This window comes from Variovorax raffinosi (assembly GCF_051216615.1).
In the GTDB taxonomy this organism is placed as follows: Bacteria; Pseudomonadota; Gammaproteobacteria; order Burkholderiales; family Burkholderiaceae_C; genus Variovorax.
On the sequence record NZ_JBPJZR010000012.1, the window covers coordinates 1 to 23,309 of the forward strand.

A 23,309-nucleotide genomic window follows, 5' to 3' on the forward strand; every position below is an offset into this window, starting at 1 on the left:
CGGCTACCGGCTGGAGCTGACGCCCTTCGGCGGCATCAAGGACTCGGGCCTGGGCTACAAGGAAGGCGTGCTCGAAGCCATGAAGAGCTTCACCAACTGCAAGACCTATTCGCTGCCTTGGTAGAAATGAAAATGCCGCGGGCAGGGCCTGTAAGGCCCGTCCCGCGGCAAGGTCGCCGGATCAGCGGTTCGACGGAAACGCGAACACCGCGCCTTCGCGCACACCGGCCGAGGGCCAGCGCTGCGTGATGGTCTTGCGCTTGGTATAGAAACGCACGGCGTCGGGGCCGTAGGCGTGCAGGTCGCCGAACAGCGAGCGCTTCCAGCCGCCGAACGAGTGGTACGCCACGGGCACCGGCAGCGGCACGTTGATGCCGACCATGCCGACCTGGATGTTGTCGCTGAACCAGCGCGCGGCCTCGCCGTCGCGCGTGAAGATGCAGGTGCCGTTGCCGTACTCGTGCGCGTCGATCATCGCCATGGCTTCTTCGAGCGTCTTCACGCGCACCACGCCGAGCACCGGGCCGAAGATTTCTTCCTGGTAGATCGTCATGCCGGGCTTCACGCCGTCGAACAGGCAAGGGCCGAGGTAGTAGCCGCCGTCGTGGCCATCGACCTTCACGCCGCGGCCGTCGACCACGAGCTTCGCACCCGCCGCCACGCCCGCATCGACAAACGCCTTGACCTTCTCGAAGTGCGGCTTCGTGACCAGCGGGCCCATGTCGTTGCCGTTGTCGTTGCCGGGGCCGACCTTCATCTTCGCGATCTCGGCCTTCAGGCCCGCCACCACGGCGTCGCCCGTGTCGTCGCCGATGGCCACGACCAGCGGGATGGCCATGCAGCGTTCGCCGCACGAGCCGTAGGCCGCGCCCATCAGCGCGCTCACGGCGTTGCCGATGTCGGCGTCGGGCATGACGACGGCGAAGTTCTTCGCGCCGCCCAGGGCCTGCACGCGCTTGCCGTGCGCGCAGCCGGTGGTGTAGATGTATTCGGCAATGGCAGTGGAGCCGACGAAGCTCACGGCCTTCACGCGCGGATCGGTCAGCAGCGTGTCGACGGCTTCCTTGTCGCCGTTGACCACGTTCAGCACGCCCGGTGGCAGGCCGGCTTCGAGCGCCAGTTCGGCCACCAGCAGGGTGGAGGAGGGCGTGCGCTCCGAGGGCTTGAGCACGAAGGTGTTGCCGCAGGCCACGGCCATCGGCCACATCCACAGCGGCACCATCACCGGGAAGTTGAACGGCGTGATGCCGGCCGTGACGCCCATGGCCTGGAACTCGCTCCACGAATCGATGGCCGGGCCGACGTTCTTGCTGTGCTCGCCCTTGAGCAGCTCGGGCGCGTAGCTCGCGTACTCGACGTTCTCGATGCCGCGCTGCAGCTCGCCATGCGCGTCCGACAGCACCTTGCCGTGCTCGGCCGTGATCAGCGCGGCGATGCGGTCGGCATTGGCTTCGAGCAGCGTCTTGAGCTTGCTCATCACGCGGGCGCGCTTGAGCGGTGGCGTGTTGCGCCACGCCGGAAAGGCCGCCTGTGCCGAAGCGATGGCCTGCTCGACCGTGAGCTTGTCGGCGAGCGCGACGCTCTTGTCCGAGAAGCCCGTGGCCGGGTCGAACACCGGCTGCACGCGGGTGCCGCCATCGACGCGCTTGCCGTCGATGAAGTGGCCGATGGTGGCCGTGACGTTCTTGTCGTGTTGCATCGTGGTACCCGCTGGATCAGTTGGTTTCTGCGAGCGCGTCGGCCAGCGCATTCACCATGCGGTCGATCTCGGCCTTCTCGGAAATGAAGGGCGGTGCGAGCTGGATGGTGTCGCCGCCGTAGCGAACGTAGAAGCCCTTCTTCCAGCAGTTCATCGCGATCTCGTACGGGCGGCGTGCGGGCTCGCCCGGCAGTGCGGCAATCGTGATGCCTGCGGCCAAGCCGAAGTTGCGGATGTCGGTCACGTGCTTGCTGCCCTTGAGGCTGTGCACGGCGTTCTCGAAATGCGGAGCCAGCGTCTGCACGCGGCCGATCATGTCTTCCTTCTGCAGCACGTCGAGCGCGGCGACGCCGGCGGCGCAGGCCACCGGGTGCGCGCCGTAGGTGTAGCCGTGCGGAAACTCGAGCATGTAGTCGGGGCCGCCGGCTGCCATGAAGGTGTCGTAGATGTCCTTGCTGGCGATCACGGCGCCCAGCGGCTGTGCGCCGTTGGTGACCTGCTTGGCGATGTTCATGATGTCGGGCGTCACGCCGAAGGCATCCGCACCCGTGAGCGCGCCGCAGCGGCCGAAACCGGTGATGACTTCATCAAAGATCAGCAGGATGTTGTTGGCGGTGCAGATGTCGCGCAGGCGCTTGAGATAACCCTTGGGCGGAATCACCACGCCGGCCGACCCGGCGAAGGGCTCCACGATCACAGCCGCGATGTTCGATGCGTCGTGCAGCGCGATCAGGTCGAGCAGGCGGTCGGCCAGCTCGGCACCGTTCTCGGACATGCCGCGCGTGAAGGCGTTCGATGCCAGTTGGGTGTGCGGCAGGTGGTCGGCCTCGACGCCCTGGCCGAACAGCTTGCGGTTGGCCGCGATGCCGCCTACCGAGATGCCGCCGTAGTTGACGCCGTGGTAGCCCTTCTCGCGGCCGATCAGGCGTGTCTTGCTCGCCAGGCCCTTGGTGCGCCAGTAGGCGCGCGCCATCTTCAGCGAGGTGTCGGCGGCTTCGGAGCCCGAGCCGGTGAAGAACACGTAGTCCAGGCCCGCGGGCGTCAGTTCCTTGATCTTGTTGGCCAGCTCGAACGAGAGCGGGTGGCCGAACTGGAAGGCGGGCGAGTAGTCGAGCTTGGCGATCTGGCGGCTCACCGCTTCGGTGATTTCGGGGCGGCCATGGCCCAGGCCCGAGCACCACAGGCCCGAGAGGCCGTCGAAGATCTTGCGGCCGTCGCTGTCGGTGAAGTAGGCGTCCTTGGCCTCCACGATGATCCGCGGATCGGCCTTGAAGTTGCGGTTGCCGGTGTAGGGCATCCAGTGCGCGTCGAGCCAGGCGGCGTCGGTGCGCGTGGTGGACGTCGGTTCGATGGCGGGCGTTGCGAGGGTCATGGCGCTTCCCGCACAGGGCGGGCTCCGGAGGGTGATGGGATGTGCCGATTGTTCGCAGAGCCTTCAGTGTGGAGAATGGCGCAATATCAATGTTCACTTGACGATTTATGCAAGTAAAGGCCATGTCCTCGCAAGCTTCCCAGGATGGTGCCCAGAGCACCCGCAACCGCGCCGTTCTGGGGCAGCTCAGCGACATGGACCTGCGCCTGCTCAAGGTGTTCAAGAGCGTGGTCGACTGCGGCGGCATGGCGGCGGCCGAGCTGGAGCTGAACATCGGCACTTCCACCGTGAGCCGGCATGTGAAAGACCTGGAAACGCGGCTGGGCCTCGTGCTGTGCCGGCGCGGCCGGGCGGGCTTTGCGCTCACCACCGAAGGCCAGCGCGTGTACGACGAGACGCTGCGGCTGCTGGCCTCGGTCGACGCCTTTCGCGGCGGCATCGACGACATCCACAACCGCATGGGCGGGCAACTGGAGGTGGCGCTGTTCGACAAGACGGCGACCAACCCGAAGGCGCGTATCGGCGAGGCCATCGCGCGCTTTACCGAGATGGCGCCCGAGGTGAACCTGGCGGTGCATGTGGGTTCGATCAACGCCATCGAGCAGGGCGTGCTGGAGGGCAACTTCCAGATCGGCATCATCCCGGCGCACCGTGCCTCGAAGAGCCTTGTGTACGCCGACCTGTTCGACGAGACGATGCTGCTGTATTGCGGCAAGGGGCATCCGTTGTTCGACAGTCCGCACGCCAAGCTCACGTGGTCGAAGCTGGGCGAACACCATTTCGCGGGGCTGGGGTATCACTCGCCGAACATGGAGCTGAGCCACCGGGCGAGACTGTCGCGCAAGGCCACGGGGTTCGATCAGGAGGCGATTGCCACGCTGATTCTTTCGGGGCGTTTCCTGGGATTTTTGCCCGACCACTACGCGCAGGTGTTCGAGCAGCGCGGGCTGATGAAGGCGGTGCTGCCGGCGCGCTTCAACTATGCGTGCCGGTTTGTGAGCCTCTTGCGACGGTCGCCCAAGCCTTCACGGGCTGTGTTGGCGTTTCAGGCTTGCTTGGAGGCGGCTCACGTTTGACGGCTGTTGTTCAGTTCAGGGCGACGCTCACGCCGACACGGTGCTCTTTTTCGCGAATGTCCCCCGCTTCGCTCCTCCTTTATTTCGCGAAAAAGAGCACCGTATCGACGTGAGCGCTGGACAGAGCGGTGGTTGATCAGCGGTACACCAGCAGCGTGTCCTGTGCGAATGACACCAGGTGCTCCCCGCAGCGAAATAAAGGAGGAGCGAAGCGGGGGACATTCGCGGAGGGGAGCACCTGGTGTCATTCGCACTCGCCCTGAATGAACGGATCAGGCTACCGCTGCCCACTAGGCAGCAACAAGTGCTTCGCCCCGATGTGCGCCTCCATCTCGTGCATGTGAGCCTCGGCATCGACCATGTGCTCAGCCATCAACCGGCGCACCTCGTCCGCATCTTCCTTGCGGTAGGCGGCCAGCAACTGCGTGTGATAGTCGACATTGGTCTCGCCGAAGTGGTGATGGTCCAGCGCCTTCTTGTAGACCACGAGGTCGCGCAGCAGGTCGTTGAGAAAGCGGCACATGAATGACAGCACCGGATTGGGGCAAGCCTCCGCCAACATGGTGTGGAACGCGAGTTCGGCTTCGCGCTGCATGCGCAGCTCGTCCTCGTTCGTGGGCTCGATCATGCACAGGCGCACGTTGTCTTCGAGCCGCTCGAACTGCTCGGGCGTGAGCCGGCCGACCACGCTCACGGCCAGCTCGGGCTCCAGCGCCTTGCGCAACTGGTAGATGTGGTGCCCGTCCAGGTGATGAAAGTGCAGGAAGTTGCGCAGCGGCTCCGACGCATGGTCGACCGACACCTGCTGCAGGTATGCCCCGCCGCCCGGCCCGGTGCGAATGGCGATGAGGCCGCGCACTTCCAGCGCCTTCAATGCTTCGCGCACCGTGCTCTTCGAGTAGCCGAAAAGCTCGATCAGTTCTTTCTCGTTCGGTAGCCGGTCGCCGGGCTGCTTGCGCTCCGCCACGATCCATCGCTTGACGTCTTCGACGATGACGTCCGAGAGCTTTTGCCGCTTCGGGCGGTTCTGCCCCACTCTCATTGAAACGCTCCATGCCCATCGGGAGATGCGCGGGATGCGCAACAGCGCGCGATCTTAAACGGCGTCATTGGCGGGCTCCGGTTGGTGTTGGGCACAAGGCTTGCTAGCGGGTTTTTACCAGCATATTAATCCTATTTATCCGCTTAAATTCGCCGGCACTCGCAGGCAGCTCTTTTCCCTTACTTCCACACCACGACCGGAGATTCCCATGCAACGCAGACACCTCCTTCAGCTCGCCGCCCTGTCGGCCGCCCCCGCTTCCCTGCTGGCCGGCCGCGCCGCCTTTGCCCAGTCGGCCGAGGCCATCCGCTTCGGCTGCCCGGTCCCGATGTCGGGTGCGTTCGCGGCCAATGGCAAGTACGCAGACCTGGGCATGAAGCTGGCCATCGAGCAGTACGGCAGCGTGCTCAAGCGTCCGCTGGCCTACACGGTGCTCGACACCGAAGGCAAGCCCGCGACCGCCGTGCGCAAGGTGCAGGAAGCCTTGCAGCAGCAGGGCACGAAGTTCTTCGCGGGCGGCATCCTGTCGTCGGAAGCGCTGGCCATGGGCAAGGAAGCCGAGAAGGCCGGCGGCCTGTTCATCACCACCGCCGGCGCCGACGAGATCACCGGCAAGGACTGCAACCCCGCCACCTTCCGCTGGTCGGTGCCCACCTTCGGTGCGATCGAGCAGACGGTGCGCCCGCTGATCGCGCAGATGCCCAAGGCCAAGCGCTGGTACACGATCACGCCGCAGTACGTGTTCGGCGACGGTTTGCTGAGCGCGGCCAAGAACATCTTCCAGGAGAAGGGCATCGAGCACGTGGGCAACAGCTACCACTCGCTCAACGAGAAGGAATTCAGCGGCTACCTCACCAACGCGATGGCCGCCAAGCCCGACGTGCTGCTGCTGCTGAACTTCGGCGCGCAGTCGTCGGCCGCGCTGCGCCAGGCGGTCAGCTTCGGCATGCACAAGAACATGACGATCCTCATGGCCTGGGCCTCGGGCCTGGAGCAGTTCGATGAACTGGGCGCCGACCTGTGCGAAGACGTCTACTTCGGCGCGCAGTACTGGCACACGGCCGACACCACGCTCAACAAGGACCTGGTCAAGCGCACGGCCGACAAGCTCAAGATCGTGCCCAACTACAGCCTGGCCGGCTCGTACATCTGCACCAAGATCCTGATCGACGGCATCGTGAAGGCCGGCACGGTCGACCAGAAGGCGGTGATCGCGGCGCTCGAAGGCATGAAGTACGAAGGGCTCACCGGCACCGAAGAAATCCGCAAGGCCGACCACCAGGTCATCAAGGACTACTACCTGCTCAAGGGCAAGGCCAAGTCGAAGATGAAGAACCCCGCCGACTACGTTGATGTCGTGAGTTCCGGCAAGTCCTTCCTCCCGATCGACAAGACCGGCTGCAAGCTGGCCTGAGGCAACGCAAGCCAACGAGCCCATGACCGTCTACCTGCTCCAGACCATCAACGGAATCGGCATCGGCATGCTGTATTTCCTGCTGGCCGTTGGCTTGTCCATCGTGTTCGGCCTGCTGCGTTTCGTGAACTTCGCGCACGGCGCTTTCTATCTGCTGGGTGCCTACCTGTGCTACCAGGCCATGCAGTGGGGCCTGAACTTCTGGGCCGCGCTGGTGCTGGTGCCGCTGTTCGTGGGCGCGCTCGGCTGGCTGGCCGAAAAGCTGCTGCTGCGCCGCGTCTACGCCAAGCCGCATGAGTTCCACATCCTCGTGACCGTGGGCCTCGCGCTCGCGGTGCAGGAGATCGTCATCGTGTTCTGGGGCCCGCTGGGCAACAGCGTGCCGACGCCCGACCTGCTGCAGGGCGTGGTGATGTGGGGCGACTTCATCTATCCCAAGTACCGGCTGTTCGTGATCGGCTTCACCGCCGTGCTCGCGGTGCTGCTGTGGTGGGTGCTCGAAGGCACGCGCCTGGGCAGCGCGGTGCGCGCGGGCAGCGAGTCGACCGAGATGGTCTCGCTGCTGGGCATCAACGTGTTCCGCGTGTTCAGCCTGGTGTTCGCGCTCGGTGCGGCCACGGCCGCGCTGGCCGGTGTGCTGGCCGCGCCGATCCGCGGGGCCGAACCCTTCATGGGCGTCGAGGCATTGAGCGTCGCCTTCGTGGTGGTGGTGATCGGCGGGCTCGGCAGCTTCGGCGGTGCGCTGGTGGGCGGGCTGCTCATCGGCATCGTGCAAAGCCTCATGAGCACCATCTGGCCGCCGGGGGCGAGCCTGATGATCTACATCGCGATGGCGGCCGTGCTGCTGTTGCGCCCGCATGGCCTGCTCGGCCGCAAAGGATGATGGCCATGCCGAGAAAATACACATTCCTGCTGGCGCTGATCGCCGCGCTGGGCCTGCCGCTGGTGTTGCGCTCGGGCTCGCTCGCGAGCGAGGTGCTGATCTATGCGCTGGCCGCCCTGGGCTGCAACCTGCTGCTGGGCTACACGGGGCTGCTGTCGTTCGGGCAGGGCATCTTCTTCGGGCTGGGCAGCTACACCATCGCGATCCTGCTCACGCGGCTGCAACTGCCGATGCCGCTGGCATTGCTCGCGGCCATCGCGATGGGCGCACTGGGCGCGGCGGTGGTCGGCTGGGTCGCCATCCGCCAGCGCGGCACCTACTTCGTGATGCTCACGCTGGCCTTCGCGCAGATGTTCTATTTCGTGGCCTACACCGCGTCGGGCCTCACGGGTGGCGACAACGGCCTGCTCGACGTGCCGCGCCCGGCGTTCATGGACACACCGTGGAAGTACTACGCCTTCGTGGCGGTGATCTTCCTGATCGCGTTCGCTCTGCTGCTGAAGGTGACCGATTCGGTCTTCGGCCACACGCTGCTCGCCATCCGCGACAACGAGGATCGCGCTGCCGCAGTGGGCTACAACCTCAAGCGCTTCAAGCTGCTGGCCTTCGTGATCTCGGGGGCCGTCACCGGCCTGGCGGGCGGGCTGCACGCGATGATGACCGGCATCGCGCCGCTGTCGAATGCCGAGTACCACACGAGCGAAATGATCCTGGTCATCACCGTGATCGGCGGCACCGGCAATCTCTTTGCCTCGGTGCTGGGCTCGGCCTTCTACGTGCTGCTGGCCGACTGGCTCTCCACGCTGTGGCCGCGATGGTTGCTGTTGCTGGGCCTGCTGCTGATCGGCGTGAGCATCGGCATGCAGCGCGGCCTGTGGGGCCTGGGCGAAGCCGCGTGGCGGCGCGTGTTCCGCAAGGCATCGCCTGCAGCGATCAAGGCACCCGAAGCGCAGGGGGAAAAAGCATGACGCAACCCGTACTCATCGAAGCCATCGGTGTCACCAAGCACTACGGCAAGTTCGCTGCACTCGGCGGCGTGGACCTGAAGATCCTGCCCAACACCGTGCACTCGGTGATCGGCCCGAACGGCGCAGGCAAGACCACGCTGTTCCACATGCTCACGGGCACCGGCACCACCACCGGCGGGCGTATCCTGTTCGACGGCCACGACGTGACGGCCGAGCCCGACTACAAGCGCGTGCAGCGTGGCATGGCGCGCTCGTTCCAGGTCACGAGCCTGTTCGGCAGCCTCTCGGTGCGCGAGAACCTGCGTGTGGCGGCACAGGGCATTGCGCCGCGACAGGCGATGAACTGCTGGCGCGCGCCGGTCGGCGACCGCGCCTGTGCGGAAACGGTGGCCGAAGTGTTGGCGCGTGTCGGCCTCGAACGGCTGGCCGACACGCCGGCCAATGTGTTGTCGCACGGCCAGCAGCGCCGGCTCGAAGTGGGCATGGCGCTCGCTGCGAAGCCCAAGGCCATCTTCCTGGACGAGCCGACCTCGGGCATGGGCATCGACGACCTCGACGACATGAAGCGGCTGATCCGCAGCCTGCGCGATGCCCACACCGTGGTGCTGATCGAGCACAACATGAACATCGTGATGGACATCTCCGACACCGTGACCGTCATGCAACTGGGCCGCGTGCTCGCCGAAGGACTGCCGGGCGACATCCGCGCCGATGCGCGCGTGCGAACGGCCTACCTGGGGAACATGATCACCGGAGGCAAGGCATGAGCGGGACGAAGAACATCCTCGAAGTCGAGGCACTGCACGCGCACTACGGCAAGAGCCATGTGCTGCAGGGCGTGTCGATGACCGTGGGCGAGGCCGAGTTGGTCACGCTGCTGGGGCGCAACGGCGCGGGCAAGTCGACCACGCTGAAAAGCATCGCGGGCGCCGTCACGCCGACGGGCGGCCGCGTGCGCTTTCAGGGCGCCGACATCGCCGGCCTGCCGCCGCACCGCATCGCCACGCGCGGCGTGTGTCTCGTGCCCGAGCATCGCGGCATCTTCAAGCTGCTGACGGTGGAAGAAAACCTGCTGCTCGGCCAGCGCCGCGAATCGCCCTGGCAGCTCGAAGACATCTACCGCATCTTCCCGCGCCTGAAGGAGCGGCGCCGCAACGGCGGCGGGCAACTCTCGGGTGGTGAGCAGCAGATGCTGGCCATCGGCCGCGCGCTGATGAACCATCCGCGCCTGCTGATCCTCGACGAGCCGGTGGAAGGCCTCGCGCCGGTGATCGTCGAGGAGATCGTCGCGCAGCTCAAGACCATCAAGGCCGCTGGCGTCGCCATCCTGCTGGTCGAGCAGAACCTCGAAGTTTGCGTGCAGCTTGCGGACCGCCACTACATCGTGGAGCAGGGCGTGATCGTGCATGAGGCCGACAACGCCGCCTTCATGGCCGACCATGAAGTGAAAGACCGTTACCTCGGCGTGGGTCTTGCTTGAACGCGAGTACGCGCACCCTCAAAACCTCATTCGCAAAACCATGACAACAACCATCGAAACCTCTTCTGCACCGGATGTGCGCGGCCTTCGCATCGACGGCCGGCGCCTCTGGGATTCGCTGATGCAGTTGGCCCAGGTCGGCGCCACCCAGAAGGGCGGTGTCTGCCGTCTCGCATTGACCGACCTCGACCGCCAGGGCCGCGACCTGTTCACGCGCTGGATGCGCGAGGCCGGCTGCGAGGTGCGCGTGGATGCCATCGGCAACATCTTCGCGCGCCGCGCGGGTCGCAACAACGCACTGCCGCCCGTCACCACCGGCAGCCACATCGACACGCAACCGACCGGCGGCAAGTTCGACGGCAACTACGGCGTGCTCGCGGGCCTCGAAGTGATTCGCGCGCTCAACGATGCGGGCGTCGTGACCGAGGCACCGCTCGAAGTGGCGGTGTGGACCAACGAGGAAGGCTCGCGCTTCGTGCCCGTGATGATGGGCTCGGGCGTCTTCGTCGACGCCTTCACGCTTGAACACGCGCTGGCGCAGCGCGACAACGACGGCATCAGCGTGTCGGAGGCGCTCAAGGCCATCGGCTACGCCGGCAGCACACCGGCTTCGGCAGCGATGTCGCCGGTGGGCGCGTATTTCGAAGCGCACATCGAACAGGGCCCGGTGCTCGAAGCCAACGAGCGCGTGATCGGCGTGGTCGAAGGTGCGCTGGGCCAGCGCTGGTACGACGTGGTGGTGCAGGGCATGGAAGCGCATGCCGGCCCCACGCCGATGGAATTGCGAAAAGACGCGTTGCTGCCGGCCTCCGAACTGGTGATCGAGGTGAACCGCATCGCGCTGGCCCACGCGCCGCACGCACGCGGCACGGTCGGCTGGATCGAGAACTACCCGAACTCGCGCAACGTGATTCCGGGCCGCGTGCGGCTCAGTGTCGATCTGCGCGCTGCTGACGACGTGGTGCTGTCGGCCATGGACGCGGCGCTGAAGGAAGCCGTGCAACGCATTGCCGCAAAGGGCAAGGTCGAGATGACGGTGGAGCAGGTCGTGTACTTCCCGCCGCAACCCTTCACGCCGAAGCTCGTGTCGGCCGTGCGCGAAGCGGCACAGGCGCAAGGCCTGACCTGGATGAACGTGATCAGCGGTGCAGGCCACGATGCGGTGTACCTCGCACGCGTGTGCCCCACGGCAATGATCTTCGTGCCCTGCCTGGACGGCATCAGCCACAACGAGATCGAGGACGCGCAGCCCGAGCACCTGGAGGCCGGCTGCAACGTGTTGCTGCAGGCCATGCTGCAAAGCGCGGGAGTCGTGTCGTGAAAGCGTGGCGCGGCGCCCTGATGGCGCTGGCCCTGGCATGGGCCGCCGTGCCGGCGAGTGCCGCCGATCCAATCCTGGTGGGCCAGTCCGCCGTGCTGACGGGGCCGCTGGCGCCCAACAGCCTTGCGTTCATGGAAGGCCAGACGCTCTTGTTCGACCAGTTGAACAAGGCCGGCGGCATCGGCGGGCGGCCCGTCAAGATGATCACGTACGACGATGTGTACGCCGCCGACAAGGCCGCGGCCAATGCGGAGAAATTGCTCGGCACCGACCACGTGGTCTGCCTCTTCGGCACCATGGGCACGGGCATCGGCGCGGCCATGGTGCCCGTGGCGGCGAAGTACGACAGCTTCATCTTCGGCGGATTGACCGGCGCGGCGGTGCTGCACGGGTCGAAGGTGCCGATCTACCACGTGCGGGAGTCGTATGCCGACGAAGTGCTGCGCGTGATGACCCATCTGACGACGGTGGGCCTGACGCGCATCGCCATCGTTTCGAGCGACGACGCCTACGGCAAGGGCATCGAGAAGGATGCGGTGAACGCGCTCCAGAAGAACGGGCTGTCGCAGGTGCTGGCGCTGCGCTTCGATCCGCAGGACAAGGAGCCTTCGCGCGTCGCGCAGCAGATCATCGGCAGCGGTGCGCAGGCCGTGTACGTCATCGCGGCGGGTATGCCGGCGATCAACATGATCCGGGCGCTGGTTGCCGCGCCGGTCCATCCGCAGATCTACACGAACTCGGTGGCCAGCTCCTTCCTGCTCTACAAGGAGCTTGGAGAGAAGAGTCGAGGCATCGTGCTGTCGCAGGTGATGCCGCCGTTCTGGAAGACGCGCTTTCCCATCGTCGACGAGTACCAGCGCGCGCGCAAGAGTGCGGGCAGCGAGGGCGAGGGCTCCTACCTGGGCCTGGAGGGCTACATCACGGCCAAGGCCTTTGCCGAAGCGCTGCAGCGCGTCAAGGGCCCGATCACGACCGAATCGCTCAGGCGAAGCATCGAGACTTCGCCGCCGATGAATCTGGGAGGCTACATGCTGGCGTTCAAGCCCGACAACCGCAACGGTTCGAATTTCGGCGATATCACGATGCTGGCAAGCGGCGGAAGGTTTGCACAATGAAAGTACTGATCGCGCGTCTCAACCACGAGACCAACACCTTCTCGCCCGTGCCCACGCCGCTCGCGGCCTTCGGGCCCGATGGCCCGACCTTCGGCGAACAGGCCTACAAGGACAACAAGGGCATGCGCACCGCGATGTCGGCCTTCATCGACCTGGCCGAGCAGGCCGGTGCCACGCTGGTCACGCCGGTGTCTGCGTCGGCCAACCCGAGCGGGCCGGTCGATGCGCAGGCCTACACCACGCTGACGCAGTGCATCGTCGATGCGGCACCGGGTTGCGACGCGATCCTGCTCGACCTGCACGGCGCGATGGTGGCGCAGAACAGCGTCGATGGCGAAGGCGACCTGCTTGTGCGGCTGCGTGCCGCGGCGCCGGGCGTGCCCATCGGCGTGGCGCTCGACCTGCATGCCAACGTCACGCCGGCCATGGTCGAAAACGCCGATGTGATCGTCGGCTTCAAGACCTATCCGCATATCGACATGTACGAGACCGGCGAGCATGCCGGCCGCCTGCTGTTCGACATGCTGGCCGGCCGCAGCAAGCCCGCGATGCGCTGGCACCAGTTGCCATTGATGGCGCACACGCTGCGCAGTGCGTCGTTCACCGGCGCGATGCAGCGGGCTATCGAGGCCGCGCGCGAGGCCGAGAAATCGGAATCGCTGGCGGTGTCGATCCTCGCGGGCTTTTCGCTCTCGGACATCGAGGCGCCCTGCATGAGCGTGATCGTGGTCGATGCGCAATCGCCCGAGCGCGCGCAGGCCACGGCCGACCGCATCGCCGGTCAGATGTGGGCCGAGCGCGAGGCCTTCATCTACCGCAGCGAACCGCTGGCCGAATCGGTTGCGCGTGCGAAGCTCATCGCCAGCGGCGCCACGCGCCCGGTGCTGCTGCTCGACCATGGCGACAACTGCATGTCGGGCGGCAGTTGCGACACCATGGACGTGCTGCAGGAGGCGCTGGCGCAAGGGCTTCACGGCATCGGCGTGGGCCCGCTGTGCGACCCCGAGGCGGTGCGCGAGCTGATCGCGGCGGGCGAGGGCGCGCAGGTGACGGTCGCGCTCGGCAACAAGGTCTCGCTCGAAGGCATCGGCCTGAAGAAAACGCCGGTGCGGCTGACCGGCACCGTGCGCACCATCAGCAACGGCGAGTACGTGATCACCGGCCCCACCTACACCGGCCAGCGCAGCAGCATGGGGCGCACGGTGCTGTTCGACATCGGCACGGCGCGCATCGTGGTGACCGAGCGCACGCAGGAGCCGTGGGACATCGGCGTGTTCGAGTGCGCGGGGCTCGATCCGCGAACGGAGCGCTTTCTGCTGCTCAAGTCGCGCATGTACTGCCGGCCGGTGTTCCAGCCGCTGTCGGCGGCGCTGGTGGAGTGCGACAGCCCGGGCGTGACGAGTTCGGACTACGGGCTGTTCCCGTTCAGCAAGGTGCGCCGGCCGGTGTTTCCACTGGACGCGGTGCCGGCGGCATAACCTCCCACGTCATCGACGCGCGGCGCGTGCGACGCGACCATTCCTTCACCCCGCGATGTTGCGGGCCTGAACCCCAAAGGAATCGTCACCATGAACACCGCCGCACATGACGCCACCACCATCGCCCATGGCTACATCGCCGTGTGGAATGAAACCGACGCCGCCCGTCGCGCCGAACTGATCGAGGCCGGCTGGACCGCCAATGCGCACTACGTCGACCCGATGGCGCAGGCCAGCGGCCGCGAGCAGATCAGCGCGCTGGTCGGCGCGGTGCACCAGCGTTTTCCGGGCTTTCGCTTCAACCTGCTCGGCAAGGCCGACTCGCACGGCGACCACGTACGCTTTTCTTGGACGCTGGGCCCGAGCGGTGCGGAAGACCTGATCCAGGGCACGGATTTCGTCCAGCTCGATGCAGGCAAGCTGCGTTCAGTGACCGGGTTCCTGGACAAGGTGCCGGTTGGCGCTTGATGAACGACTGAACGGAAGCTGAATGCCGAGCGCTCAGTCCGACGCGCCGGAAGGCCGGCCGCGCCACAGCTTGCGGTAGACAGTGGCCCGGCTGATGCCCAGCGCACGTGCCGCCTCGGCGACATTGCCGCGCGCATCGGCCACCGCCTTGCGGATCAGCGCGGTTTCCACATCGCGCAGCCGCGGCCGGGCATCCGGAATCGCAGCGCCTGGAATGCCGTTGCCACCGCGCTGAGGCCGCACCTGCACGCGCAGGCCCGACCACAGCGGCACTTCGAGTACCGCATCGCCCCGGCGGGCGGCATCGAACATCATGTGCAGCGGCAGGGCGAACAGGTCGTTGAAATGCAGGGCGTGCTGGTTGCGTGCCAGCGGCTGGTGCAGCATCTGCCGCGCGGCGGCATTGGCGCCGGTGACGCTGCCGCCGGCATCGATGCACAGCAGGCCTTCGGTGGCCTCGCTGCTCGGGCTGCCGGGCCATGCAAGGTGCAGCAGCAGCTCGCAGGGTTCGAGCATCACCAGCATGTTCTCGATGCTGCGCGCGGACAGCGTGGCCAAGTGCCGCAGCTCGGGCCGCTCGACCACCTGCACGCCGGTCAGGTCGAGCATGCCGATGCAGTCGCCCCGGGGACCGAAGAGCGGCGCGCCGGCGCAGCTGTAGACGCTGGTGTCGTCGAAGAAGTGTTCGCCGCGGTGCAGCCACACCGACTCCTGCTCTGCCAGCGCCGTGCCGATGGCCGAGGTGCCGATGGCGTGTTCCGACAGGTCGACGCCGATGCGCCCGATGTCGCGTGCATAGCGGCTGGCGGCGTCGGTGCCGTCGGGCAGCGTGCCCACGTCGACCACGATGCCGTTGGCGTCGGTCAGGATCGCGAAGTAGCGGGTGTCCGCGATGGCGCGCGACAGCCGCTCGATGACGGGGCGGGCCACCGACACCAGCGCCCGGTTGCACTCGGAAACGTCGCGGCTGTCCGAGCGGCTCACCGGCTCGAAGCTCACGCGCTGCTGCGGGCGCCGGCCCGATTCGATGCATCGCTGCCACGAGCGGGAAATCCATGAATCGACGCAGGGAGCGCCGCGCGCGCGGGAGGCCTCGCCGTGAATCAGTTCGCGGCGCGCTTGGGCAATGGCCAGGGAGCGCTCAGGCAGTGGCGAAACGATAGAGGCAGGCATCGTGTGAGTTCGCGGGTGTGGGGCGTCTTTTCCCGGCTTGCCAAATGGCAAGTTGTTTCATTTTGAGAATTTCACGCGGTCTGTGCAAGTGTCAAGGGTTTTGCCTAGGATAGTGCGAAAGGTGGGCATCCAAGATGCTTTTTGCTGAATCAGCCATCACCTTTCACGGAGACAGCCACATGCAGGTCGCTTTCAAGGTCAACGGCCGCCCGGTCACGGTCGACGCTCCTCCCAACACCTTTCTTGTGCACGCGATCCGCGAGCACCTCCATCTCACAGGCACGCACGTGGGCTGCGACACCGCCCAATGCGGCGCCTGCACCGTCCATGTGAACGGCCGAGCCGTCAAATCATGCAATGTTTTGGTCGCCCAGGCGGCCGGTGCCGACGTCACCACCATCGAGGGCATTGCCGAAGCCGACGGCACCATGCACCCCATGCAGGCGGCCTTCAAGGAGTGCCACGGCCTGCAGTGCGGGTTTTGCACGCCGGGCATGGTCATGAGCGCCATCGACCTGTGTACGCACCACCCCAGGTCGAGCGAATCCGAGATCCGCGAACTGCTCGACGGCAACCTGTGCCGCTGCACCGGCTACCAGAACATCGTGAAGGCCGTGAAGATGGGCGGCGAGGCGATGGCCTCGGGCACCCCGGTCAAAGCCACCGTCACGGCGTGAAGGGAGCAGCATCATGGGTGCTTCCGACTTCTCCAACCTGCCGCACATCGGCGAGGCGCTGCGGCGCAAGGAAGACTATCGCTTCCTGACCGGTGCGGGCAACTACACCGACGACATCACGCTGGCCAACCAGAGCCATGCGGTCTTCGTGCGCTCGCCGCACGCCCACGCCAGCATCAAGTCGGTCGACATCACCGAGGCGATGAAGATGCCCGGCGTGGTCGGCATCTTCAGCGGCAAGGACATCGAGGGAAAGATGGGTGGCCTGCCTTGCGGTTGGCTCATCAACAACCCCGACGGCACCCCCATGAAGGAGCCGATGCACCCGATCCTGGCGATCAACAAGGTGCGCTACGTGGGCGACCATGTGGCCATGGTGGTGGCCGAAACGGTCGAGCAGGCCAAGAACGCCGCCGAAGCGGTGGTGGTCGACTACGACGTGCTGCCCGCGCTCGTGAGCGTGGCCGATGCGGCGAAGAAGGCCGGCAAGGTCACGCTGCACGACGAAGCACCCGACAACCAGTGCTACAAGTGGGCGCTGGGCGACAAGGCGGCGGTCGATGCGGTGTTCACCACGGCCGCGCACGTGACCAAGCTCGACCTGATCAACAACCGGCTGATTCCCAACCCGATTGAGCCGCGCGTGGCCATCGGCAGCTACAGCCGGGGCACCGACGACTACACGCTGTATGTGTCGAACCAGAACCCGCACGTCGAACGCCTGCTCATGACGGCCTTTGTGCTGGGTCTGCCAGAGCACAAGGTGCGCGTGATCGCGCCCGACGTGGGCGGTGGCTTCGGCTCCAAGATCTTCCTGTATGCCGAGGACGTGTGCCTGACTTGGGCATCGAAGCAGCTCAACCGCAACATCAAGTGGACGGCGGAGCGCTCGGAGTGCTTCCTGTCCGATGCACACGGTCGCGACCATGTGAGCCACGCCGAAATGGCGATGGACAGTCAAGGCAAGTTCCTCGCGATGCGCGTGCACACCGACGCGAACCTCGGCGCTTACCTGTCGACCTTCTCGACGGCGGTGCCGACCATCCTCTACGCCACGCTGCTCGCGGGGCAGTACGCCACGCCGCAGATCTATGTCGAGGTCGATGCCTGGTTCACCAACACCTCGCCGGTCGATGCGTATCGTGGCGCAGGGCGGCCCGAAGCCACCTACCTACTGGAGCGGCTGGTGTCGCGCTGCGCCTGGGAAATGAAGCTGGGCCAGGACGAGATCCGCAAGCGCAACTTCATCACCACCTTTCCCTACCAGACGCCCGTTGCGCTGCAGTACGACACCGGCGACTTCCATGCATGCATGGACAAGGCCCGCGCGCTGGCCGATGTCGATGGCTACGCGCAGCGCAAGGCCGCGACCGAAGCCAAGGGCAAGCTGCGCGGCATGGGTTATTCGAGCTACATCGAGGCCTGCGGCATTGCGCCGTCGAACATCGCGGGTGCGCTCGGTGCGCGCGCCGGCCTGTTCGAGTGCGGCGAGATCCGCGTGCACCCGACCGGCAGCGTGACGGTGTTCACCGGCTCGCACAGCCACGGCCAGGGCCATGAAACCACCTTCGCGCAGGTCGTTGCCGCGCGCCTGGGCATTCCGGTCGACAACGTCGACGTGGTGCACGGCGACACCGGCCGCGTGCCCTTCGGCATGGGCACCTACGGCTCGCGCTCCATCTCGGTGGGCGGCGCGGCCATCATGAAGGCGCTCGACAAGATCGAGACCAAGGCCAAGAAGATCGCCGCGCACCTGATGGAGGCGAGCGACGCCGACATCGAGTTCGCCAACGGCGAATTCACGGTCAAGGGCACCGACAAGAAGATCCCGTTCGGCCAGGTGGCGCTCACGGCCTATGTGCCGCACAACTACCCGCTCGACAAGCTCGAACCGGGCCTGAACGAAACCGCCTTCTACGATCCGACCAACTTCACCTTTCCGGGTGGCACCTACATCTGCGAGGTCGAGGTCGACAAACAGACCGGCGAAGTGAAGGTCGATCGCTTCACCGCCGTGGACGACTTCGGCACCATCATCAACCCGATGATCGTCGAGGGCCAGGTGCACGGCGGGTTGGTGCAGGGCATCGGCCAGGCACTGCTCGAGAACTGCGTGTACGACAACGAAACAGGCCAGCTGCTCACCGGCAGCTTCATGGACTACGCCATGCCAAGAGCGGGCGACTTTCCGCAGTTCAAGCTCGACACCGTGTGCACCCCGTGCACGCACAACCCGCTGGGCACCAAGGGCTGCGGCGAGGCGGGGGCCATCGGCTCGCCGCCTGCCGTGATCAACGCGGTGCTCGACGCGCTGGCGCCTCTGGGCGTCAAGGATTTCGATATGCCCGCATCGTCCAGCCGTGTCTGGGAAGCGATGCAGGCCGCCGCCAAACACTAAAACAAAGAAGGAATCACACCATGTATGCCTTCACACTCGAACGGCCCGCTTCGGTGGCCGACGCGGCCAAACTCATCGCTGCCGGCGGCAAGCCGCTGGCAGGCGGACAGACCCTGCTGGCTTCCATGAAGCTGCGGCTCTCGGCACCCGAACAACTGGTGGACCTGAGCGGCATCCAGGAACTCACCGGCATCAGGAAGGACGGCAACAACATCACCATCGGCGCCATGTCGCGCCACCTCGACGTGGCGAACAACGCCGACGTGAAGGCCGCTTATCCGGCATTGGCCGACCTCGCTTCGCGCATCGGCGACCGGCAGGTGCGTGCCATGGGCACCATCGGCGGCTCGGTCGCCAACAACGATCCGGCTGCGTGCTACCCCAGCGCGGTGCTGGGGTCGGGCGCCACCGTCATCACCTCGAAGCGCGAGATTGCGGCCGACGATTTTTTCCAGGGCCTGTTCACCACGGCACTGGAAGAAGACGAGCTGATCACCGCGATCCGCTTTCCGATTCCGAAGCGCGCCGTGTACGAAAAGCTGCGCCAGAAGGCGTCGAACTTTCCGCTCGTGGGCATCTTCCTGACGCAATACGACAGCGGCGTGCGCGTGGCCGTCACCGGCGCGGGCAATGGTGTGTTCCGCCATGCGGGGCTGGAAGACGCGCTGAACAAGAGCTTCACCGCCGCATCGGCGGCCACGGTGAAGATCGATGCCAGCGATCTCAACAGCGACCTGCATGCGTCGGCGGCCTATCGCGCCAACCTGATCAGCGTGCTCACGCAACGGGCAGTGACCAAGGCCTTGGGCTGAACAAGCCAGGGCGGCCCTACAGGAGCCGGAAGGCGCGACACCCTCGCGTCTTCCGCTACGCTTCGCCATGATCTTTCCGACCATCGATTCCCTCTCCGACGGTTTGGTGCAGGCCGGCTACTTTGCCGACCGGCGCCTCGCCACGGCGGTGTTTCTCGCGCTCAAGCTGCAGCGTCCGCTGTTGCTCGAAGGCGAGCCCGGCGTCGGCAAGACCGAGCTGGCCAAGGCGCTGTCGAAGGCGCTGAGCCGTGAGTTGCTGCGTCTGCAGTGCTACGACGGCCTGGAGCAGCGCGAAGCACTCTACGAATGGAACTACGCCGCACAGTTGCTGCACATGCGCGCGGCCGAGGCCACCGGCGCGGCGCGTGACGTGGAAGCCGAGGTCTACCAGCCGCACTACCTGATCCGCCGCCCGCTGCTGCAGGCCCTGCAGACACCGGCGCCCGGTGCCGTGCTGCTGATCGACGAAGTGGACCGCGCCGACGAGCCCTTCGAGGCCTTCCTGCTCGAATACCTCGGCGAGTACCAGGTCAGCATTCCCGAGCTGGGCACGGTGCGCGCGGTGGTGCCGCCCGTCACCATCCTCACCAGCAACCGCACGCGTGAACTCAACGATGCGGTCAAGCGGCGCTGCCTTTATCACTGGCTCGACTACCCCGAGCGTGAACGCGAGCTGGCCATCGTGCGCGCCCAGGTGCCGCAGGCCGGCGAAAAGCTCTCGGCCCAGGTGGCAGCCTTTGTTGCGCGGCTGCGCGAGGCGCCGTTCGTCAACGCCTTCCAGCGCGCGCCGGGCATCGCAGAAAGCGTCGAGTGGGCGAGGGCGCTGATTGCGCTCGACACCGTGGAGCTGGACCCCGAAGTGGTGGTCGACACCGCCGGCATCCTGTTCAAGCAGCGCGATGACGTGGCTGCGCTCACGCGAGAGCTGGCGTCCGACCTGCTGAAGCCCGAAGAGCCGCTTGCACGCTGAGCCGCAGCGACAAGGCACACGCATGACCGGCATCCCGCAGCTCGGCGACGTACGCAGCGGCAAGCTCGCCGGCAACATCACCGCGTTCGGCCGCGCACTGCGCCGCGCGGGTGTGCGCACCGACGCCATGCGCATCGCGCTCGCGGCCGAAGCCGCGACGCTGGTCGGTGTCGAAGACAAGCTTGACCTGAGCGCCGCGATGGAAGCCGTCATGGTGAGCCGCGAGCAAGACCGCATGGTGTTCCGCGAACTCTTCGATGCGTGGTTTCGCGACCCCGAGCTGGCCAACAAGCTGCTCGCCCAGATGCTGCCCAGTGCCGAAGGCAAGGCCGAGCCTTCGAAGCGGCGGCCACGCGTGCGCGAGGCGCTCACCGCACCGCGCGATCCGGCAAGGCCCGCGCTCGCGGCCAAGCCCGACAAGGAAGTCGAGTTCGATGCCGCCATGACGTCGAGCGACCGCCAGCGCCTGCAGCATGCGGACTTCAACGCGCTCGGCGCTTCCGAATACCGGCTGGTCGAGCGACTGGCGCGTGACATCCGCCTGCCGGTTCCCTCGCTGCCTTCGCGCCGCCTGCGCGTGGCCAGCGATGCGGGCCAGCAGCATGCGCGCATGCACTGGCCCGGCGTGCTGCACGAGGCCGCGCGCACGGGCGGAGAAATCCTGCGCCTGCCTCGGCTGACCCGTCGCGAGCAGCCCTTGCCGCTGCTGGTGCTGGTCGATGTGTCGGGCTCGATGGAGCGTTATGCGCGGCTGCTGCTCGCGTTTCTTCATGCGTCCACGCGGCGGGCCGGACGGCGCGATGTGTTCGCCTTCGGCACCCGACTGACCGATTTGACGCCGGCCTTCCGGCTGGCAGACACCGACGCGATGCTCGGCGCCGCCAGCCTTGCCATCGACGATTTCGCGGGCGGCACGCGGCTCGGCAGTTCGCTGGCCGAGCTGCGCCGTTTCCACGCCCGCCGCCTGACCGGCCGCCGCACGCTGGTGCTGGTGATCAGCGACGGCCTGGACACCGGCGAGCCTTCGGTGCTCGAAGACGAATTGCTGTGGCTCAAGCGCCATTCGCGCCGCCTGCTGTGGCTCAACCCGCTGCTGCGCTTCGAGGGCTACGCCCCTCTGGCGCGTGGGGCCAGCGTGCTGCACCGGCAAGCGGACGCGATGCTGGCGGTCCACAATCTCAGTGCGCTCGAGGAGCTGGCCGCCAGCCTCGCGGCCCTCATGCGATCCGGCCGATAACCACGCCAGCCGGACAGAACCCAAGGAAGACACGATGGAAATGCTCGGAAACCGCCGTCTCGGCGTCACGCAACAACAGGCCTGGGAAGCGCTCAACGATCCCGAAACGCTGAAGAAGTGCATTCCCGGCTGCGACAAGTTCGAGCTGACGGGCGACAACACCTACAGCGTCGCGCTGGCGGTCAAGATCGGCCCGGTGTCGGCCAAGTTCAGCGGCAAGGTGATGCTGTCGGACATCGTCGCGCCCGATGGCTACAAGCTGACCTTCGAGGGGCAGGGCGGCGTGGCCGGCTTTGCCAAGGGGGCGTCGAGCGTCACGCTGAAGCCACTGGCCGACGCGGCTGCCGCACCTGTGCAGGCAGACCCGGTCATCACCCATGAGGCCGAGGCCGCTTCGCCTCCGGCCGGCTGCGAACTCGACTACACCGTGCAGGCCCAGGTCGGCGGCAAGATCGCCCAGCTCGGTCAGCGCCTGATCGACGGCGCCGCCAAGTCGACCGCCGACGACTTCTTCAAGCGCTTCGAGGCCGAGATGCAAAGCCGCTACGGCCCGCCGCCGGCACCCGTCGCGGAAGCGGTTGAAGCGCCTGCGGAAAAAACCGGCGTCATGTCGGGCCTGATGAAGAAGATCGGCCTGGGCAAGAAGGACGACAAGGACGCGCCCGCCACACCGGGCGACGCCAGCTAGCGACGGCCCGCGCGATGGAAAACCTCGACGTCATGGTGCTGCGCACGCTGCGTGATTGGCGGCGCGCCGGCAAACGCGCGCTGCTGACCACCGTGGTGCGCACCTGGGGCTCGTCGCCCCGTCCGGTCGGCTCGATCATGGCGCTGGCGGAAGACGGCGCGGTGGTCGGTTCTGTCTCGGGCGGCTGCATCGAAGACGACCTGATCGCGCGCTACAGCCATGCCCACGGCAAGGGCGAGGACGTGCCGCTGGGCGCGCCGCCCGCGCTCGTGAAGTACGGCATCACGGCCGACGAAGCGCATCGCTTCGGCCTGCCCTGCGGCGGCACGCTGGAGCTGCTGCTCGAATACGCGCCCGATGCCGATTCGCTCGACACGCTGGTCACGCAGCTCGAACAGGGGCGGCTCATGCGGCGCACGGTCACGCTGGCCACCGGGGTCGTCGAACTCGCCGAGGCGACGGCACCGGATGAACTCACGGTGAACGACACCGAACTCACCAACACCTTCGGCCCCGAGTACCGCATGCTGCTGATCGGTGCCGGCCAGCTCGCCGAGTACCTGGCGACCATGGCCAAGTTCAGCGGTTTCGCTGTGACCCTGTGCGACCCGCGCGCCGAGTACCGCACCGCATGGTCGCTGACCGGCGTGCACATCACGACCGAGATGCCCGACGACGCGGTGCTGGCCTTCAGGCCCGATCGGCGCAGTTGCGTGGTCGCGCTCACGCACGACCCGAAGCTCGATGACCTTGCGCTGCTCGAAGCGTTGCAGAGCGAAGCCTTCTACGTCGGCGCCATCGGCTCGCGTCGCAATGCGGATGCGCGGCGCGACCGCATGATCGAGCACTTCGACCAGACGCCCGCATCGCTCGCGCGCCTGCGCGGGCCCATCGGCATCTTCATCGGCAGCAAGACGCCGCCCGAGATCGCGGTGAGCGTGATGGCCGAGATACTGGCGGTGAAGAATGCGGTGACGCTACCGCGCGAGGTGGAAGTGGCTCGCGCGAAGGAAATGCAGCACCTGCAGCCGAGCTGAA

Annotated in this window: 21 protein-coding genes; 17 read left to right on the top strand and 4 right to left on the bottom strand. The window is 66.5% G+C overall.

Annotation, left to right across the window (positions count from 1 at the left end):
* Positions 1-181: 181 nt before the first annotated feature.
* Positions 182-1,699, bottom strand: a complete 1,518-nt coding sequence (locus ACSFB7_RS28565; protein ID WP_435475703.1) for a CoA-acylating methylmalonate-semialdehyde dehydrogenase — start codon at positions 1,697-1,699, stop codon at positions 182-184.
* Between the two features lie 16 nt (positions 1,700-1,715).
* Positions 1,716-3,071: an omega-aminotransferase AptA gene (gene aptA, locus ACSFB7_RS28570; protein WP_435475704.1), complete on the bottom strand. Its 1,356-nt coding sequence runs from the start codon at positions 3,069-3,071 to the stop codon at positions 1,716-1,718.
* Between the two features lie 122 nt (positions 3,072-3,193).
* On the opposite strand from aptA, the gene ACSFB7_RS28575 reads away from it, so the two are divergent.
* Positions 3,194-4,147, top strand: a complete 954-nt coding sequence (locus ACSFB7_RS28575) for a LysR family transcriptional regulator (protein WP_435475705.1) — start codon at positions 3,194-3,196, stop codon at positions 4,145-4,147.
* A gap of 277 nt (positions 4,148-4,424) precedes the next feature.
* Here the strand turns inward: ACSFB7_RS28575 and ACSFB7_RS28580 are convergent, their stop codons facing one another.
* Positions 4,425-5,189: a FadR/GntR family transcriptional regulator gene (locus ACSFB7_RS28580; RefSeq protein ID WP_435475706.1), complete on the bottom strand. Its 765-nt coding sequence runs from the start codon at positions 5,187-5,189 to the stop codon at positions 4,425-4,427.
* A 208-nt stretch (positions 5,190-5,397) separates the two neighbouring features.
* On the opposite strand from ACSFB7_RS28580, the gene ACSFB7_RS28585 reads away from it, so the two are divergent.
* From ACSFB7_RS28585 to ACSFB7_RS28625, 9 genes are all read left to right on the top strand, one after another.
* Entirely contained in the window at positions 5,398-6,603 is a 1,206-nt protein-coding gene (locus ACSFB7_RS28585) for an ABC transporter substrate-binding protein (protein ID WP_435475707.1), read from the top strand.
* 22 nt (positions 6,604-6,625) lie between these two features.
* Positions 6,626-7,486, top strand: coding sequence for a branched-chain amino acid ABC transporter permease (locus ACSFB7_RS28590; RefSeq protein WP_435475708.1), 861 nt, complete (start codon positions 6,626-6,628; stop codon positions 7,484-7,486).
* A 5-nt stretch (positions 7,487-7,491) separates the two neighbouring features.
* The gene (locus ACSFB7_RS28595; protein ID WP_435475709.1) at positions 7,492-8,454 is read left to right on the top strand and encodes a branched-chain amino acid ABC transporter permease; all 963 of its coding nucleotides are present in this window, start codon (positions 7,492-7,494) and stop codon (positions 8,452-8,454) included.
* Positions 8,451-9,221, top strand: a complete 771-nt coding sequence (locus tag ACSFB7_RS28600) for an ABC transporter ATP-binding protein (RefSeq protein WP_435475710.1) — start codon at positions 8,451-8,453, stop codon at positions 9,219-9,221. Before ACSFB7_RS28595 ends, ACSFB7_RS28600 begins: the two co-directional genes overlap by 4 nt.
* Positions 9,218-9,934 (top strand): ABC transporter ATP-binding protein, encoded by a 717-nt coding sequence (locus ACSFB7_RS28605; RefSeq protein ID WP_435475711.1) that lies wholly within the window; start codon positions 9,218-9,220, stop codon positions 9,932-9,934. The genes ACSFB7_RS28600 and ACSFB7_RS28605 overlap by 4 nt, the downstream gene beginning before the upstream one ends.
* 40 nt (positions 9,935-9,974) lie before the next feature.
* The gene (locus tag ACSFB7_RS28610; RefSeq protein ID WP_435475712.1) at positions 9,975-11,255 is read left to right on the top strand and encodes a Zn-dependent hydrolase; all 1,281 of its coding nucleotides are present in this window, start codon (positions 9,975-9,977) and stop codon (positions 11,253-11,255) included.
* A complete protein-coding gene (locus ACSFB7_RS28615; RefSeq protein ID WP_435475713.1) occupies positions 11,252-12,370 on the top strand; it encodes an ABC transporter substrate-binding protein in 1,119 nt (372 codons plus the stop codon). Before ACSFB7_RS28610 ends, ACSFB7_RS28615 begins: the two co-directional genes overlap by 4 nt.
* The gene (locus tag ACSFB7_RS28620; RefSeq protein WP_435475714.1) at positions 12,367-13,848 is read left to right on the top strand and encodes a M81 family metallopeptidase; all 1,482 of its coding nucleotides are present in this window, start codon (positions 12,367-12,369) and stop codon (positions 13,846-13,848) included. Before ACSFB7_RS28615 ends, ACSFB7_RS28620 begins: the two co-directional genes overlap by 4 nt.
* Before the next feature lie 90 nt (positions 13,849-13,938).
* On the top strand, positions 13,939-14,316 hold the full coding sequence (locus ACSFB7_RS28625; protein WP_435475715.1) for a nuclear transport factor 2 family protein: 378 nt from the start codon (positions 13,939-13,941) through the stop codon (positions 14,314-14,316).
* A 33-nt stretch (positions 14,317-14,349) separates the two neighbouring features.
* Here the strand turns inward: ACSFB7_RS28625 and ACSFB7_RS28630 are convergent, their stop codons facing one another.
* The gene (locus ACSFB7_RS28630) at positions 14,350-15,489 is read right to left on the bottom strand and encodes a helix-turn-helix domain-containing protein (protein WP_435475716.1); all 1,140 of its coding nucleotides are present in this window, start codon (positions 15,487-15,489) and stop codon (positions 14,350-14,352) included.
* A 179-nt stretch (positions 15,490-15,668) separates the two neighbouring features.
* On the opposite strand from ACSFB7_RS28630, the gene ACSFB7_RS28635 reads away from it, so the two are divergent.
* From ACSFB7_RS28635 to ACSFB7_RS28665, 7 genes are all read left to right on the top strand, one after another.
* The gene (locus tag ACSFB7_RS28635; RefSeq protein WP_435475717.1) at positions 15,669-16,166 is read left to right on the top strand and encodes a (2Fe-2S)-binding protein; all 498 of its coding nucleotides are present in this window, start codon (positions 15,669-15,671) and stop codon (positions 16,164-16,166) included.
* 13 nt (positions 16,167-16,179) lie between these two features.
* Entirely contained in the window at positions 16,180-18,564 is a 2,385-nt protein-coding gene (locus ACSFB7_RS28640; RefSeq protein ID WP_435475718.1) for a xanthine dehydrogenase family protein molybdopterin-binding subunit, read from the top strand.
* A 20-nt stretch (positions 18,565-18,584) separates the two neighbouring features.
* Positions 18,585-19,376 carry an FAD binding domain-containing protein gene (locus tag ACSFB7_RS28645; RefSeq protein WP_435475719.1) on the top strand — a complete coding sequence of 264 codons (792 nt, stop codon included), beginning with the start codon at positions 18,585-18,587 and terminating at the stop codon, positions 19,374-19,376.
* Positions 19,377-19,443: 67 nt separating this feature from the next.
* Entirely contained in the window at positions 19,444-20,346 is a 903-nt protein-coding gene (locus ACSFB7_RS28650; protein WP_435475720.1) for an AAA family ATPase, read from the top strand.
* A 22-nt stretch (positions 20,347-20,368) separates the two neighbouring features.
* Entirely contained in the window at positions 20,369-21,583 is a 1,215-nt protein-coding gene (locus tag ACSFB7_RS28655) for a vWA domain-containing protein (protein ID WP_435475721.1), read from the top strand.
* A 34-nt stretch (positions 21,584-21,617) separates the two neighbouring features.
* Positions 21,618-22,271, top strand: coding sequence for an SRPBCC family protein (locus tag ACSFB7_RS28660; protein ID WP_435475722.1), 654 nt, complete (start codon positions 21,618-21,620; stop codon positions 22,269-22,271).
* A gap of 14 nt (positions 22,272-22,285) precedes the next feature.
* Positions 22,286-23,308 (top strand): XdhC family protein, encoded by a 1,023-nt coding sequence (locus ACSFB7_RS28665; RefSeq protein WP_435475723.1) that lies wholly within the window; start codon positions 22,286-22,288, stop codon positions 23,306-23,308.
* Position 23,309 lies beyond the last annotated feature (1 nt).